Below are 16,244 nucleotides of genomic sequence, written 5' to 3' on the forward strand. Positions count from 1 at the left end.
GTCACATCCTCCGGTGATGGGTCGGCTGGAGAGCACCCAGGCGACTCCAGTCGTCGTCCTCATGCCCGAGCGATCGGTAGACGGCGGTCGTGCCCGGCAGTGCGGCACAGCCGGCCAGGGCCGCTTCGGTCTTGGCCGCCGCGGCGGGGTCGGCGTGGTCGATCAGGATGCCGAGCACCGTCCCGCTGTGTGCGCACACCACGCCCAGTGCGCCGATCTCCCCACAAAGTCGCCGCAGTTGGGCCAGGAAGCGGCGTGGGTTCTGGCGGGCGTTGAGCTCGGCGCTGCGGGTGGCGACTCGCCCGACCTCCGCCAGATCACCGGCACGTACCGCGGTACCGAGTGCTGTCCGCAGGCGGGCGTACTCGCGGCGTTCCTCGTCGGTGTGGGCTCTCGCGGCCCCGTTGTAGCGCACCGTGTCGACCTGGCCGCCTTCGTCGTGCGCGACGATGATCATGGACGGCAGGGCGCCCAGTCTTTCCCGCACGCGCACGTTGCGGTGGTCGAAGTCGACGATCTCGTCGTACATCACTCCGTCGGACGGTTCGATCTCCCGCATCAGCGACTCGATGTCCTCGGCGCGGAAACGCGTTCCGACCGCGGCCGCGACGGCGCGGGCCGTGGCGACCAGGTCCGCCGACGAGCTGGCCAGCCCCTTCCCCTCCGGCAGCTCACTGTGGAGAGTCAGGTGACCGCCGCCGCCCACGCCCGCGAGACGCAGCGCCGACATCGCGAGGCGGGCGGCCTTCCACTTGTGGGCGGGGTGCACGTCGACACTCGTGGCGTCGGGCGCGTGCCGGAAGGTCGCGGTGCTCCACGCCGCCACAGGGCAGGTCACCATGAAGTGCTGTCCCGAGTGGACCGTGCCTTGCAGCAGCTCCCCGAATGTGCCGAACGACCGGCCGGTGCCCTGGGCCACACCGGCGGACCGCTCAATCCCCCTCGTGTCCGAACTGGACAACTCCGTTGCCTCCCCCTTGGCTTCGCGCCCTCCGACGACCCCACTCCCGCGCGAGTCGTTCGAGTTCCCGCTCTTGATCCGCGAGCACCTCGGCGACGGCCTGCGGATGGGTCGATCCCGCCGAGTTCATCGACCACAGAGCTCCCGCCACGTCGAAGACGCCATGGAGCAGTGCGTGCGGGTCGGTCAGACCGCGTCCGCTCTCCGCCGCGGCTCTGGTCAGCAGATCAGGATCCACCTGCGCCGGCGTGAGGCCCGCGTCCATGGCCATCACGATGTACCGACCCGCGATCACCTGCGCGAGCCGCCACGGCACCCCCTCGTCGAGGGTGAGGCGGTTCGCCAGCGCGAAGCCGCCCAGGAACTCCTTCTCACACGCGCGAGCCATCCGGTCGACGTCGAATCGCGCGTTGTCCAGCACCACCGTGAAGAGCCGCAGTGCGCTTTCGAACGCGTCGTAGGCTCGCGGCAGTTCCGTACCGGCCTCCTTGGAGACCTCGACGGAGTTGGAGAACGCGGTGTTGCGCTGTCCGAGCACCGTGTCGAGGTGTGTCGAGGACAGATGCGCCAGGCGTCCCCGAATACGCTCCAGAACGGGGAAGTTCTTCTTCTGCGGCATGGCGGAGGAGATTCCGGACAGCTCGTCCGGCAGATCCAGGAACCCGTAGGCACTGCTGCCCCACGCCATCAGGTCGGTGACGAACCGGCTCAACTGCACGCCGAGGATCTCGAACTCGCCGGTGATCTCGACGGTCCAGCCCCGATACGCGACGGAGGTCAGCGCGAGCGGCTGCACCCGCTGGAACCCCAGTGATCGTGCGAGGCGCTGGCGGTCCCACGGCAACGTCTGGCCTGACATCGCCCCCGCTCCCAGAGGGCATGCGTCGATGCTGTCATAGGTGAACAGGAGTCGGCGCGACGCGTGTTGCGCCTGTTCGGACAAGGCGGCGAGGTAGAAGCCGGGAGAGATGATCTGTGCTGCTTGCAGATGCGTGTAGCCGGGCATCGGGTGTTCGGTGTGACGCCCGGCGAGCCGGTGCGCGGCACGGCCGAACTCCAGCAGCGTGGCGGCGGCGTCGAGCAGTCGGGAACGCCCGAAGAGCAACTGCGCGCACGCCTGGTAGTCGTTGCGGCTGCGGTCGACGTGCCAGGCCGGAACCGGCGCGCTGAGGCCGTCCTCGACCTGCCGTTCCAGGGTGAAGGCCATGTCGCTCATGCTGGCCGCGCTCCGCTCGGTCATCGATTCGCGATCGACCGAGTCCAGGAGCGTGTTGATCTCGTGAGCACTTCCCTCGGTGAGAAGTCCCATGCGGACGTACTCCGAGACCAAGGCTTTCTCGATCGCCACGTAGTGCGGCAGCAGATTGTGCACCTCTGCGTCGAACTGCGGATCCAGCACCTCTGTTCGCAGCAGATGGCTCGGCCCGGCGCTCACTCGCCCACTCAGTGGGGTCGGCCGTGCTTTTTCAACAGGCATCGCGGTCCATTCCTGTTTCGATCTCGATGGCCGTGATCGCGAGGAGCCGGCCGATGGCCGAGTCCCTCGACGCCATGTCGGCGATCTCGATCTCGGGTACGTCCGCGTTCAATTTCCCCCCTTGCCTGCACAGCGCCCGGGGCCGCACTGGTCGTCCTCGTCGGCACCGGCCCCCTGCTCACTCCTTGATGGTGATTCGAGCGGATTCAGCGAACTTCGCTCGTCATGCACCATTCCAGTACGGCCATGGCCGCGGTCATCTTGTGATACGCCTGGCGCCACGCCCGGCTCTGCGCTCCGTCGAGGACGTCGTCGGTGACTTCCTGGCCGCGCACGGCGGGCAGGTCGTGAAGGAAGACGGTGTGCCGTGCGCCGACCCGGTCCAGGAATTCACCGTCGATGCTGAACCCCTCGAATGCGGTGAGCCAGTTCGCGTCCTCTTTGGCCACCCCCATGGTCTGCCAGCGGCTGGTGTAGACGGCGTCGACAGGCCCCTTCACTTCCGCCGGGCTGGTGATCTGTTCGACCTGGGCGCGTCCGCCGGAAAGACGGTCGACGGTGGCGAGAACCTCGTCCGGCACCTCGTATCCGGCAGGGCACAGCAATGTGAGCCGCAACCCCGGGGTGAGAGCGGCGGCGAGCGCGAGGGCGGCGCCGGAGCTGTTCCCTTCGCCGACACACAGGACATGTCGCCCGTCCAGGCTGCCGAATTCCTCGGTGAGGGTGGCGAGGTCGGCGATGGCCTGGGTGGGGTGCTCCTCGATGCTGAGCGCGTTGACGACGGCGAGACGGCTGCTCGAACCGAGTCTGCGCATCTCCTCGGCCGGCCCGTTGGTACGGACGACCAGGGCGTCCAAGTACTGGCCGAGCACCCTCGACGTGTCCTCAAGGGTCTCCCCGGTGACGAGTTGGAGGTCGTTCGGGCCGTAGGTGATGGTGTCCGCGCCGAGGCGGGTCGCCGCCGACCAGAAGGACGTCCGGGTACGGGTCGACGACTTGCTGAAGTAGATGCCGACCGCGCGCCCGGCGAGAGTCCGCTCCCGGACACCATCGCGACCGAATCGCACAGCGCGTCCGACGATGCGCGCCAGGTCGTCCGGGGTGAGATCAGACAGAGAGATCAGATTGCGCATGACGGTGTTTCGTCCCCCTAGAGAAATGTCGTGCTACACGTCCACCCTGTCTCAGGTGACGTTGCGCTTCATTCTGCCCAGCAACGCCGGCGGTATCAGATGAGACACATCGCCGCCCAGTTCGAGGATTTCCCTGACCAGACTGGATGAGACGCTGTATTTCTGGTTCATCATGAAGAACGCGGTTTCTACCTTGGCGAGACTGTAATTCATCTGCGCCATCTGCATTTCGCCCTGGAAGTCGTTGATCGTGCGCAGCCCCCTGACGACCAGCGCGAAGTTCTCCCTTTTGCAGTAGTCCACGAGCAGTCCGTCAAATGAGTCCACGCTCACGTTGTCCATGTCCGCGGTCACTTCACGGAGCATGTCCAAACGTTCTTCCGAGGTAAACCGGCACTTCTTGTTGATGTTGACCAGCACGCTCACCACCACGTGGTCGTACACGGCGGCGGCACGTCCGATTATGTCGATATGTCCATTTGTGACTGGATCGAAAGAGCCCGGGTAGACCACACGTTTCATGGTGTCGGACCGTATCAAAGGCGGCGCCACTATGGACCGTGAAGCCCGCCGTGATCAAGAGTGACCCACGTCATACGGGATACCTACTTGCGGTCGCTGTCGATCTCGATATAGGAAGATCCCGCTTGCTTTGGCTTATGTTCTGAGAGGAACACGGGGGGCGTCATGGGGGCGGCTGCTGCTTGCGGTCGAAAGTTTTACTGTGGGCACACAGTTCTTCACGTGCGCGGCGGATTACCGCGATACCGGACTATTCAAAGAACCTCGTCGGCGACGGCCTGATCGAAGCACGGCCGGGGAACGCTTCGGCGGTATGCAGCATTCTGCGGCGTTCTCGACGGGCGCTGTCCCTTTCTGCCTGGACAAGGCGCCGGCCTCCGATCACGACGCACCGCGATTCGTCTGACTTCACTCGGGACCGACACTGGCGCAACGGTGTGCGTGAGCACGCCGGGTGCGGCCGTGACTGGGCCGATCATCTGGGGGGTTGTTGTGTTCCCGTTGTCCTTCGCTCAGCGGCGGCTGTGGTTTCTCGGCCAGTTGGAGGGGCCTGGGGCGACGTACAACGTGCCGTTCGGGTTGCGTCTTGTCGGGGACCTGGACCTGCCGGCTTTGCGGGCGGCGCTGAATGACGTGGTGGAGCGGCACGAGGCGCTGCGATGTGTCTTCCCGGAGCGGGACGGGGTGCCGCGGCAGGAGGTGTTGCGGCCGGACCAGGCGCAAGTCGAGCTGCGGCTGAGCGACGTGACCGCTGATGAGCTGCCGCGGCTGATGAGCGAGGTGGCGGCGCTTCCTTTTGATCTGGCGCGCGACATTCCGACGCGGGCGTGGCTGTTCCGGCTGGCGCCCCAGGAGCATGTGCTGGTCCTGCTGCTGCATCACATCGCCTGTGACGGCTGGTCGTTGGCGCCGCTGACGCGGGACCTGGGGCAGGCGTACCAGGCGCGACGCCGGCGGACGGCGCCGGAGTGGGTGCCGTTGCCGGTGCAGTACAGCGATTACACGGCGTGGCACGAGGAGTTGGTGGCGCAGGTCGGGCCGGAACAACTGGCGTACTGGCGCCGGACGCTGGCGGGGGCGCCACCGGAGTTGACGTTGCCGGTCGACAGGCCCCACCCGGCCGATCCGACGCACCACGGCGGGCTGGCCTCCTTCACCCTCGACGCCGAGCTGCACCGGGCGTTGACGCGGCTGGGCCAAGCGCAGGGCGCCAGCCTGTTCATGGTGCTGCAGGCCGGGCTGGCGGTCTGGTTGCAGCGGCATGGCGCGGGCGACGACATCGTGGTCGGCACCGCGGTGGCGGGGCGTACCGATGAGGCGCTGGAGGACCTGGTCGGGTTCTTCGTGAACACGCTGGTGCTGCGGACCGATCTGTCGGGGGATCCGTCCTTCGCGGAGTTGCTGCGCCGGGTCCGTGAGACGGATCTGGGCGCCTACCGCAATCAGGATGTCCCGTTCGACCTGGTGGTGGAGGATCTGGCTCCGCACCGGTCGGCGGCCCGGCAGCCGTTGTTCCAGGTGATGCTGGTGCTGCAGTCCGACACCATCGACTGGCCGCAGTCCGCTGATCTGGTCGTCTCCCGGGAACAGATCCGCACAGAGGTCGCGAAGTTCGACCTCGTGGTCAGCTTCACCGAGGTGTTCGACGCCACCGGCGCGCCCGCGGGGATCAACGGCCAGATCGAGTACGCGACCGACATCTTCGATCAGACCACCGCGGACTCACTCGCGGACCACCTGGCACGTGTCCTGCGGTTGGTGGTGGCCGAGCCGCAGTCCCGGATCGCCGGGATCGACCTGCTTTCCGACCACGAACGGCACACGACCCTCGTCGAGTGGAACGACGCCACGGTCGAGGTACCACGGCAGCGCGTCCACGAACTGTTCGAAGCCCAGGTGCGCCGCTCCCCCACGGCCACCGCCGTGGTCTTCGAAGACACCGAGATCTCCTACGAGGAACTCGACACCCGCGCCAACCGCCTGGCGCACCACCTCATCGACCAAGGAGTGCGCGCCGACGACGTGGTCGGCGTCCACCTGAATCGCGGGGTGGAGATGGTGGTCGCGGTGCTGGCCGTGCTCAAGGCCGGTGGCGCCTACACGATGCTGGACATCGGCTTCCCCGTCGACCGGCTGCTTTCGGTGGTCGAGGATGCCGGCGCCCGTGTGGTGGTCGCCGATTCGGCAGTGGCCGGTCGGGATTCCTGGCCGGGTGTGAGCTTTGTGCGGGTGGACTCCGCGGCGGAGCGGATCAGGCAGCAGGCGGACTCCGACCCCGCGGTGGCCGGGGATCCGGAGTCCGCGGCGTGTGTGATGTTCACGTCGGGCTCGACAGGCCGGCCCAAGGGAGTGCTCACTCCCCACCGGGCTTTGGTGGGGACGTTCATCGGTCAGGACTATGTGGACTACGGGCCTGATCAGGTGTGGCTGCAGACCTCGCCGGTGTCGTGGGACGGTTTCGCCGTAGAGCTGCTCGGGCCGCTGCTCGCCGGTGCCACGGTCGTGCTCTACCCGGAACCGAAGTTGGACGTCCCCGGCATCGTCCACGCGATCAACAGGCATGGCGTGACCGCCTTGCAGGTGTCGGCCAGTCTCTTCAACCTTCTGGTCGAACATCAGCCAGAAGTCCTCCACAAGATCAGTTACATCATGACGGCCGGCGAAGCGGCGTCGGTGGCACATGTGGCCGCTGCCCTGCGGGAATCCGCGGGACTTCAGGTTCTCAACGGCTACGGCCCCGTCGAGAACATGGGACTCTCCACGACCCACCTGGCCACGAGTCGTGATGTCGAGCGCGGGGTCGTTCCGGTGGGGCGGCCGTTGGTGAACAAGCAGGTGTTCGTGCTGAACGAACACCTGCTACCGGTGCCGGTGGGCGTGGTGGGAGAGCTGTACGTGGCCGGCTCGGGCCTTGCCCGCGGCTACCTCAACCGGCCCGGCCTGACCGCCGAACGGTTCGTCGCCAACCCCTGGGCCGACGGGGAGCGCATGTACCGCACCGGTGACCTGGTCCGGTGGAACCGTGACGGGCAGCTGGTGTTCGCGGGTCGTGCCGATGACCAGGTGAAGGTACGGGGTTTCCGCATCGAGCCGGGCGAGGTCGAAGCCGCGCTGGCAGCGCATCCGGAGGTGGGCCAGGTCGCCGTGCTGGTCCGCGAGGACCGGCCGGGTGACAGGCGTCTCGTCGCCTACGTGACCCCGCAGAAGGATCACCAGCCGGACCCGGCCGACCTGCGCGACTTCACGGCCCGGCGCCTGCCGGAACACATGGTCCCCTCGGCACTCGTGGTGCTCGACGCGCTCCCGTTGACACGGAACGGAAAGGTCGACCGGCGAGCACTGCCCGCGCCGGAGTACGGCGCCGACGGCACCTACCGGGCCCCGCGCACCCCCCAGGAAGAGATCCTCTGCGGCCTGTTCGCCGACGTACTCGGCGTCGACGACGTCGGAATCGACGACAACTTCTTCGACCTCGGCGGACACTCACTCCTCGCCATCCGGCTGATCAGCCGCATCCGCGCCGTACTCGGCGCCGAACTCGGCATCCGCAACCTGTTCCAGGCCCCCACCATCGCCGGCATCACCGACAACCTCCACACCGGCCGAACCCGGCCGGTACTCGGATCACGCCCTCGCCCCGCCCTGCTGCCCCTGTCCGCCGCACAGCGCAGGCTGTGGTTCCTGGCCCAGATGGAGGGACCGAGCGCGACGTACAACGCGCCGCTGAGCCTGCGGTTGCGGGGCGCGGTGGACACAGCCGCGCTGCGGGCGGCGCTGTCCGATGTGGTGGACCGGCACGAGGCCCTGCGCACCGTGTTTCCCCAGCAGGACGGCGAACCCTTCCAGCAGGTGGTCCTCGGTGAGCGGGCCGTCCCCGTGTTGCACGTGCGGGACTGTGCCGACGAGGACGCGTTGGCCGCGGCGGTGAAACAGGCCGAGCACTGCGTTTTCGATCTGTCGGCCGAGCTGCCGATCCGCGCGTTCTTGTTCGGTGTCGGCGCGCGGGAGCACGTACTCGTACTGGTGGTCCACCACATCGCCACCGACGGCTGGTCCTTGGCTCCGCTGATGCGTGACCTGGCGACCGCCTACGAGGCCCGGTGCGCAGGTGGTGAGCCGCAGTGGTCTGCGCTGCCGGTGCAGTACGCCGACTACACCTTGTGGCAGCAGGAACTGCTGGGTTCCGCCGAGGATCCGGGCAGTCGGCTCGCCGAGCAGGTGAACTACTGGGCCGACGCGCTGGCGGGAGTGCCGGACCAGCTGGAGCTGCGTTTCGACCGGCCGCGACCGGCCGAGGCCGGCTACCGGGGCGGTCGCGTGGAATGGAGGGTCGAGCCGGCACTCCACGCGAAACTGAAAGAGCTGGCCGCGACCCATCACGTCACGCTGTTCATGGTGCTGCAGGCCGGGTTGGCCGCGCTGCTGAGCAAGCTGGGTGCGGGCACGGATGTTCCGATCGGAACCTCGATCGCCGGCCGCACCGATGTAGCCCTCGACGACCTGGTGGGATTCTTCGTCAACACCCTGGTGCTGCGCACCGACACCTCGGGCGACCCGACCTTCGCCGAACTCCTGGACCGGGTCCGCGAGACGGACCTGGCCGCGTTCGCCCACCAGGACGTCCCCTTCGAACAACTGGTTGAGGTCCTCAACCCGGCCAGGTCCACCGCCCACCACCCGCTGTTCCAGATCATGCTGGTGGTGCAGAACAACGACGAGGCCACCCTCGAACTACCCGGCCTGGAGGTGACCGCGGAACCTCCCACCTACAGCGCCGAGAAGTTCGACCTCACCGCCGCCTTCGCCGAGACCCACGACGCCTCCGGTGCCCCCGCCGGGCTCAGCGCGGTCTTCAGCTACGCCACGGACCTGTTCGACCAGGCCACGATCGAGGCGATGGCCGGCCGGCTGGTCCGCCTGCTGGACGCCGTGACCGCCGATCCGAACCAGGTTCCCGGCCACCTCGACGTGCTCTCCGACGAGGAACGGCACAGGATCCTGGTCGAGTGGAACGACACCGCGGTCGAGATTCCACGGCAGTACGCCCACGAACTGTTCGAGGCCCAGGTGCGCCGCACCCCCACGGCCACCGCCGTGGTCTGCGAAGGCACCGAGATCTCCTACGAGGAGCTCGACACCCGCGCCAACCGCCTGGCGCACCACCTCATCGGCCACGGAGTGCGCGCGGAAGCCCTCGTGGCCCTGGCGCTCCCGCGCTCCGTCGACCTCGTCGTCGCGGTTCTCGCGGTGCTGAAGGCCGGCGGTGCCTACCTGCCCATCGAGCTCGACCACCCGCAGGACCGCATCAACGACGTGATCGACGATGCGCGCCCGGTACTCACCCTCCACGAGCTGCCGGACCTGACCGCCTACCCGGCGACCAACCCGGGGACACCCACCTCACCAGCCGACCCGGCATACGTCATCTACACCTCCGGCTCCACCGGAAAGCCCAAGGGCGTGGTGATCGAACACGCCGCTCTGGGTGCCTATCTGCTCCGCGCGCGAGAGGTGTACCCCGACGCCGCCGGTACCGCGTTGGTGAACTCGTCCATCGCGTTCGACCTGACGGTCACGGCGCTCTACACACCCCTGGTGAGCGGAGGGCGGGTGATCCTGGCCGAACTGGACGAACACGCCGGGACGGCCGGCCGGCCTTCGTTCATGAAGGTCACACCGTCCCACCTCGCGATACTCGAGAACCTCCCGGAGGACGTCTCCCCCTCCGGAACCCTGGTCCTCGGTGGGGAACCGCTGACCGGCCACGCACTGCGGAGGATGCGCGCGACGCATCCGGGCCTCACCGTGATCAACGCCTACGGTGCCACCGAGACCACGGTGAACAGCACCGAGTTCCGCATCGCCCCGGGGCAGTCCCTCGATCCGGGCGCGCTGCCGGTCGGTCGTCCGTTCTGGAACACGCGCGTCTATGTTCTGGATCAGTCGTTGCGGCCGGTGCCACCCGGCGTGGTGGGAGAGCTGTACGTGGCGGGTTCGGGCCTTGCCCGCGGCTATCTCAACCGGGCCGGCCTGACCGCCGAACGGTTCGTCGCCAACCCCTGGGGCGACGGGGAGCGCATGTACCGCACCGGCGACCTGGGGCTGTGGAACCATGACGGGCAGCTGGCCTGCGTCGGCCGTGCCGACAACCAGGTGAAGGTACGGGGTTTCCGCATCGAGTTGGGCGAGGTCGAAGCCGCGCTGGCAGCGCATCCGGAGGTGGGCCAGGTCGCCGTGCTGGTCCGCGAGGACCGGCCGGGTGACAAACGCCTGGTCGCCTACGTGACGCCACAGAAGGATCACCAGCCGGACCCGGCCGACCTGCGCGACTTCACGGCCCGGCGCCTGCCGGAACACATGGTCCCCTCGGCCCTCGTGGTGCTCGACGCGCTGCCGTTGACACGGAACGGAAAGGTCGACCGGCGAGCACTGCCCGCGCCGGAGTACGGCGCCGACGGCACCTACCGGGCACCACGCACCCCCCAGGAAGAGATCCTCTGCGGCCTGTTCGCCGACGTACTCGGCGTCGACGACGTCGGAATCGACGACAACTTCTTCGACCTCGGCGGACACTCACTCCTCGCCATCCGGCTGATCAGCCGCATCCGCGCCGTACTCGGCGCCGAACTCGGCATCCGCAACCTGTTCCAGGCCCCCACCATCGCCGGCATCACCGACAACCTCCACACCGGCCGAACCCGGCCGGTACTCGGATCACGGCCTCGCCCCGCCCTGCTGCCGCTGTCCGCCGCACAGCGCAGGCTGTGGTTCCTGGCCCAGATGGAGGGGCCCTCCTACAACTCCCCGTTGGCCCTGCGTCTTTCGGGGCGGGTGAACGTTCCCGCGCTGCGGGCGGCGCTGTCCGATGTGGTGGACCGGCACGAGGCCCTGCGCACCGTGTTTCCCGAGCAGGACGGCGAACCCTTCCAGCGGGTGCTCCCCGCTGCCGAGGCCGTACCGGAGTTTGAGGTCATCGCCGCCGACGAGCAGGGCCTGGCCCGTGCCCTGGAGGCGGCGGCCGGCCACCACTTCGACCTGGCCTCCGATCTGTTGGTGCGGGCGTGGCTGTTCACCCTGGCCGAGGACGAGTCCGTGCTGCTGCTCCTGAAGCACCACATGGTCAGTGACGGCTGGTCGAACGGGCTGCTGATGCGAGACCTGTCGACGGCCTATGCCGCCCGCTGCCAGGACCAGGCGCCCGTGTGGGAGCAACTCCCGGTCCACTACGCCGATTACGCGCTGTGGCAGCGCGATCTGCTCGGCGAGGAGGGCGACCCGGACAGCGTGCTGAACCGGCAGTCCGCTTTCTGGCGCCAAGCCCTGGCCGGGGCACCGGAACTGCTGGAGCTGCCCACCGACCGGCCCCGCCCGGCGGTGTCCGGATATGGCGGTGCGTCCGTCCCCTTCACCCTCGACGCCGGACTGCACACACGGCTGATGGAGGTGGCCAGGGCCCGCGGCTGCACCCTGTACATGGTCTTGCAGGCCGCGTTCGCCGCGCTGCTGACCCGCCTCGGCGCGGGCACGGACATACCGATCGGATCAGCGGTGGCCGGGCGCGGGGACGACGTCCTCAACGACCTGGTCGGCTTCTTCGTCAACACCCTCGTCCTGCGCACGGACACCTCCGGGGACCCCACCTTCGCCGAGCTCCTGGACCGGGTCCGCGAGACCGACCTGGCCGCCTACGCCCACCAGGACCTCCCCTTCGAACGGCTCGTCGAAATCCTCAACCCGCCCCGGAGCCTGTCCCACCACCCCCTTTTCCAGGTCACGCTCGTTCTCCAGAACAACGACGAGCACGCCGGCTCCCTCCACGATCTGGACGTCCACGAGTGGCCGATCGCCCAGTCCGGCGCCAAGATCGATCTCGCTCTGACCGTGGGAGAGACGAGGGGTGGCGGACTGTCCGGCGCGCTGGAGTACGCCACTGAACTGTTCGACCAGGCCACCGCGGAGAGCGTCTGCCAGTGGCTGACCCGCATGCTCACCGTCCTCGCCCACGACCCCGAGAGCCGCATCGGCGAGGCCGACATCCTCACCCCGCGGGAGCGGCGGCGGATGCTGGTGGAGTGGAACGACACCGGCCGTGACGTCCCCGCGGCCACGTTGCCGGCACTCTTCGAGGCCAGGGCGGCGGCGGTACCGGACCGCGTGGCGGTGGTCCACGAGGACACCGAGCTGACCTACGCCGAACTGAACGCCTGGGCCAACCGCCTCGCCCACGACCTGATCAGCCGCGGCATCGGCCCCGAGGACGTGGTCGGGCTGGCGATGCCGCGGTCGGCGCGGATGATCGTGGCGCTGCTGGCCGTGCTCAAGGCCGGTGCGGCGTACCTGCCGATCGACACCGAGTATCCGCCCGAGCGGATCTCGTTCATGCTCGATGACGCCGCCCCCGTGTGTGTGATCGCCACCGCCGGTACGGCGCCCGGCTTGCCCGCCGGCACCAAGGTGCTGGCACTGGACGATCCCGCTGTCGAGACGGCCCTCACCGCCCGGCCGGACACCGATCCCGGCGACCGGGACCGTCGCGCACCGCTGACCCTGGCCCATCCCGCCTACGTCATCTACACCTCCGGCTCCACCGGACGCCCCAAGGGCGTCACCGTCACCCACCAGGGGATCGCGAGCCTCGCCGCCAACCAGGCCGACCGCTACGACATCGACCCGGACAGCAGGGTCCTCCAGTTCGCCTCCCTCAGCTTCGACGTGACCGTTTCCGAATACTGCCTCTCCCTGCTGTCCGGGGCACGGCTGGTACTTCCTCCGGCGACGATGTACGGAGACTCCCTCAGCGACTTCATGCGCGAGAACGAAGTCACGCACGCCCATATCCCTCCCGCGGTGCTGAGCAGCCTTCCCCACATGCGTCTGCCGGACCTGAGGGTGCTGATCACGGGCAGCGAGGCGTTGTCGGCCGAGCTGGTGGCGCGCTGGGCGCCGGGCCGGAGGATGGTCAACGCGTACGGCCCTACGGAAGCGACCGTCGACGTGGCGTCCTGGATTTTCGAGGGCCTCACCGAGGGCGAGCAGGTGGACGACATTCCCATCGGCCGCCCTGTGTGCAACACGCGGGTGTTCGTGCTGGACGAGAGGTTGCGGCCGGTTCCGGTGGGAGTCGCGGGTGAGTTGTACGTCGCGGGAGCGGGGCTGGCTCGTGGGTACCTGAACCGGCCGGGGCTGACCGCGGGCCGGTTCGTGGCGAATCCCTTCGGTCCTGCGGGGTCGCGGATGTACCGCACCGGCGATCTGGTGCGGTGGCACGCGCAGGGGTATCTGGCGTTCCTGGGGCGGGTGGACGACCAGGTGAAGGTGCGCGGGTTCCGCATCGAGCTGGGTGAGATCGAGTCGGTGCTGCTGAAGGACGCGGAGGTCGGCCAGTCGGTCGTGGTGGTGCGGGAGGACCGCCCCGGCGACAAGCGGATCGTCGCGTACGTGGTCGCGGCCGCAGGCACGGCGGTGGATCCGGCCGGGGTGCGCGAGCGTGCCGCGGCGATGCTGCCGGAGTACATGGTGCCCTCGGCGGTGGTGGTCCTGGAGGCGCTGCCGCTGACCGCGAACAGGAAGCTCGACCGCCGGCGGTTGCCCGCGCCGGACTACTCCACCGCGCACGGGCGGGCTCCGCGCACGGAACACGAGAAGGTGCTGTGCGCACTGTTCGCCGAGGTCCTCGGTCTTGACGAGGTGTCCGTCGACGACGGGTTCTTCGACCTGGGCGGCCACTCACTGCTCGCGACTCGTCTGCTCAGCCGCATCCGCGCGCTGCTGAACACCGAGATCTCCGTGCGCACGCTCTTCCAGGCTCCCACGGTGGCCGCCCTGAGCCGGCAACTGCACCTGCCGGCCTCGGGTGACGCACTCAGCCCCGTTCTCCCTCTCCGCTCCACCGGAAGGCGCCGCCCGATCTTCTGCGTGCACCCGGTCGGCGGCACCAGTTGGTGTTATTCCGGATTGCTGCGGCATTTCGGACCGGACTATCCGCTGTACGGAATCCAGGCCCGCGGGCTGAACGAGGACGGCCCGCTTCCGCAGTCCATCGAGGAAATGGCCCGCAATTATGTTGACGAAATCCTGGAGATTCAGAAGGATGGTCCTTACCGCCTGGTCGGCTGGTCTCTCGGTGGAACCACAGCCCATGCGATGGCGGTAGAGCTGCAAAACCGCGGCTATGCCGTCGAGTTTCTCGCCATGTTCGACTCCTCCCCGCATCCTGCTCCGCTGCGGGAGGAATCCGACCGCCCTGAAGTAGTGCTCAAGGGAATCATGGAGGCCTTCGGGGCGGAGGCCGGGAGCGTGGGTGAATCCCCCAGCATGGACCAGGCCGTCGCGGTCATGCAGGAAAAGATGAGCACGCTGGGGTCCTTGGCGAAGGAACAGGTGCAGAGAGTTCTCGAGGTAGCCGTGAACTCGGCTCGGGTCGGCAGCCTTCCTCGTTCGGTCGGCCGCCTGTCCGGGGACCTGCACTTCTATTCCGCCGCCGGCGACAATGAGCGCGGTTCAGCAGACGCCGCGGCACTGTGGGCACGGTATTGCACGGGACAGGTGCACGTACACGAAATCGACTGCGCACACGGGGAAATGATGTCTCCCGAGCCGTTGTCGATCATCGCCGAAACTTTGGTGGCCAGCGTGTGTGAACTGGAGGGAAACGGGCATGAAGAATCCGTTTGAGCGGGACGACATCGAATACTACGCTCTCGTCAATTCAGAGGGTCAGTACTCGCTGTGGCCCACCACGATCGAGGTTCCCGCAGGATGGACCGTGACGCGCGGTCCATCGGACAGGCAGTCGGTCGTGAAATTCATCGAAGAGACGTGGACCGACATGCGACCCAAGAGTCTGGTCGACGCCATGGACAACCCGGCCCGGTAGCCAAAAGCCGAATTCAGCCGTTCGTTTCGAATCACAGGGAGCATTCCGTGGGAAATCTGTCACCGCTGTCGGATCCTGAGATCATCCCGAACCCCTACCCGGTCTACGCGGACCTCGCGGAGCGGGAGCCGGTCCACTGGTGTGAGGGTCTGAACGCATGGGCCATATTGAGGCACGAGGACTGCGCGAGCGTGCTGCAGGACCCCCGGTTCAAGGCCGAACGCATGGAAGAGATCCTCAGCGGCAAGTTCGACGGCCGGACGCTGCCGGCCGACAACATCTATCACCGGTTCACCAGCAACGTCATGATGTACACGGACGCTCCGCGTCACGGCGCGCTGAGGAAGTCCACGCTCACCGGCTTCACGCGGGCGGCCCACGAGCATTACAGCCAGGTCATCAAGCGTGTCGCCTACGAGCTGGTAGCCGGCGTCCCGGACGACGCGAAGGTCATCGACGCCGTCACCGAGCTGGCCGAGAAGCTCCCCGTGAACGCCGCTGTGCACGCCTTCGGAGTTCCCGAAGAGGACCTCGACACCGTGGTGCCGAGCGTGAACAAGGTGATGACCTACTGGTCGGGGCCCCAGGAACAGCCGGTGGAGCTCGACGACCTGCTCGAACACCTCGCGGACCTGCACACCTACGCGCTCGAACTCGTCCAGGGGAAGCGGGGCAAGGTCGTCGCGGACACGGTCATCGCCCGTCTCGCGGCAGGCCTCGCGGACCAGACCGAGGTCACGCCGGAGCAGACCGTGCATCAGCTTGTCCTCTTGCTGATCGCGCTGTTCGCGCCCACGACGCCGGGATCCCTCGGCAGCGGCACGCTCGCGTTCGCGACGAACCCCGAGCAGATCACGCGTTTCCTGGAGAACCCCGCGTGCGTCGACAACGTGGCGAACGAGGTGGTGCGTTACAACGCGTCGAACCAGTTCACCTGGCGCGTCGCGGGCACGGACGTGGAACTGCGTGATGTCCGCATCAAGGAGGGACAGCGGGTCGCCCTGTTCCTGGGGGCGGCGAACCGGGATCCGGGCGTTTTCGAGAACCCGGACGCGTTCGACCTCGACCGGAAGAACAGCGGTAAGAACCTGTCGTTCGGCTTCGGTCCGCACGCATGTCTCGGCCGGCAGATCGCCAGCCTCGAAATCAAGTGGTTCTTCGTTGCCCTGTTCGAGCGTTTCCCGATGATCCGGCTGGCGGGCAAGCCCGACTGGAACAGCAACCTCGAGTTCCGGTCGCTGCGGTCCCTTCCGTTGAGCCTGGGCTGACGAGCCC

The 16,244-nt window shown here is 67.8% G+C and carries 8 protein-coding genes; 3 read left to right on the forward strand and 5 right to left on the reverse strand.

Annotated elements, in window-relative coordinates:
* Window position 1: 1 nt before the first annotated feature.
* From AB0927_RS27080 to coaD, 5 genes are all read right to left on the reverse strand, one after another.
* Window positions 2-961 (reverse strand): kinase, encoded by a 960-nt coding sequence (locus AB0927_RS27080; RefSeq protein ID WP_366670327.1) that lies wholly within the window; start codon window positions 959-961, stop codon window positions 2-4.
* A complete protein-coding gene (locus AB0927_RS27085) occupies window positions 933-2,396 on the reverse strand; it encodes a lyase family protein (RefSeq protein ID WP_366670328.1) in 1,464 nt (487 codons plus the stop codon). The genes AB0927_RS27080 and AB0927_RS27085 overlap by 29 nt, the downstream gene beginning before the upstream one ends.
* Window positions 2,397-2,427: 31 nt before the next feature.
* Entirely contained in the window at window positions 2,428-2,550 is a 123-nt protein-coding gene (locus AB0927_RS27090) for a hypothetical protein (protein ID WP_366670329.1), read from the reverse strand.
* A gap of 94 nt (window positions 2,551-2,644) precedes the next feature.
* A complete protein-coding gene (locus tag AB0927_RS27095) occupies window positions 2,645-3,571 on the reverse strand; it encodes an ornithine carbamoyltransferase (RefSeq protein WP_366670330.1) in 927 nt (308 codons plus the stop codon).
* Between the two features lie 51 nt (window positions 3,572-3,622).
* A complete protein-coding gene (gene coaD, locus AB0927_RS27100; RefSeq protein WP_366670331.1) occupies window positions 3,623-4,093 on the reverse strand; it encodes a pantetheine-phosphate adenylyltransferase in 471 nt (156 codons plus the stop codon).
* Between the two features lie 501 nt (window positions 4,094-4,594).
* On the opposite strand from coaD, the gene AB0927_RS27105 reads away from it, so the two are divergent.
* Genes AB0927_RS27105 through txtE form a run of 3 tightly spaced genes read left to right on the forward strand, consistent with a single transcriptional unit; the run spans window position 4,595 to window position 16,237 of the window.
* Window positions 4,595-14,767 (forward strand): amino acid adenylation domain-containing protein, encoded by a 10,173-nt coding sequence (locus tag AB0927_RS27105; protein ID WP_366670332.1) that lies wholly within the window; start codon window positions 4,595-4,597, stop codon window positions 14,765-14,767.
* The gene (locus tag AB0927_RS27110; protein ID WP_366670333.1) at window positions 14,751-14,969 is read left to right on the forward strand and encodes an MbtH family NRPS accessory protein; all 219 of its coding nucleotides are present in this window, start codon (window positions 14,751-14,753) and stop codon (window positions 14,967-14,969) included. The genes AB0927_RS27105 and AB0927_RS27110 overlap by 17 nt, the downstream gene beginning before the upstream one ends.
* 47 nt (window positions 14,970-15,016) lie before the next feature.
* A complete protein-coding gene (txtE, locus tag AB0927_RS27115; RefSeq protein ID WP_366670334.1) occupies window positions 15,017-16,237 on the forward strand; it encodes a 4-nitrotryptophan synthase in 1,221 nt (406 codons plus the stop codon).
* The last annotated feature ends 7 nt before the right edge of the window (window positions 16,238-16,244 follow it).

The sequence above is a fragment of the Streptomyces sp. NPDC048106 genome (assembly GCF_040706415.1).
Lineage (GTDB): Bacteria > Actinomycetota > Actinomycetes > Streptomycetales > Streptomycetaceae > Streptomyces.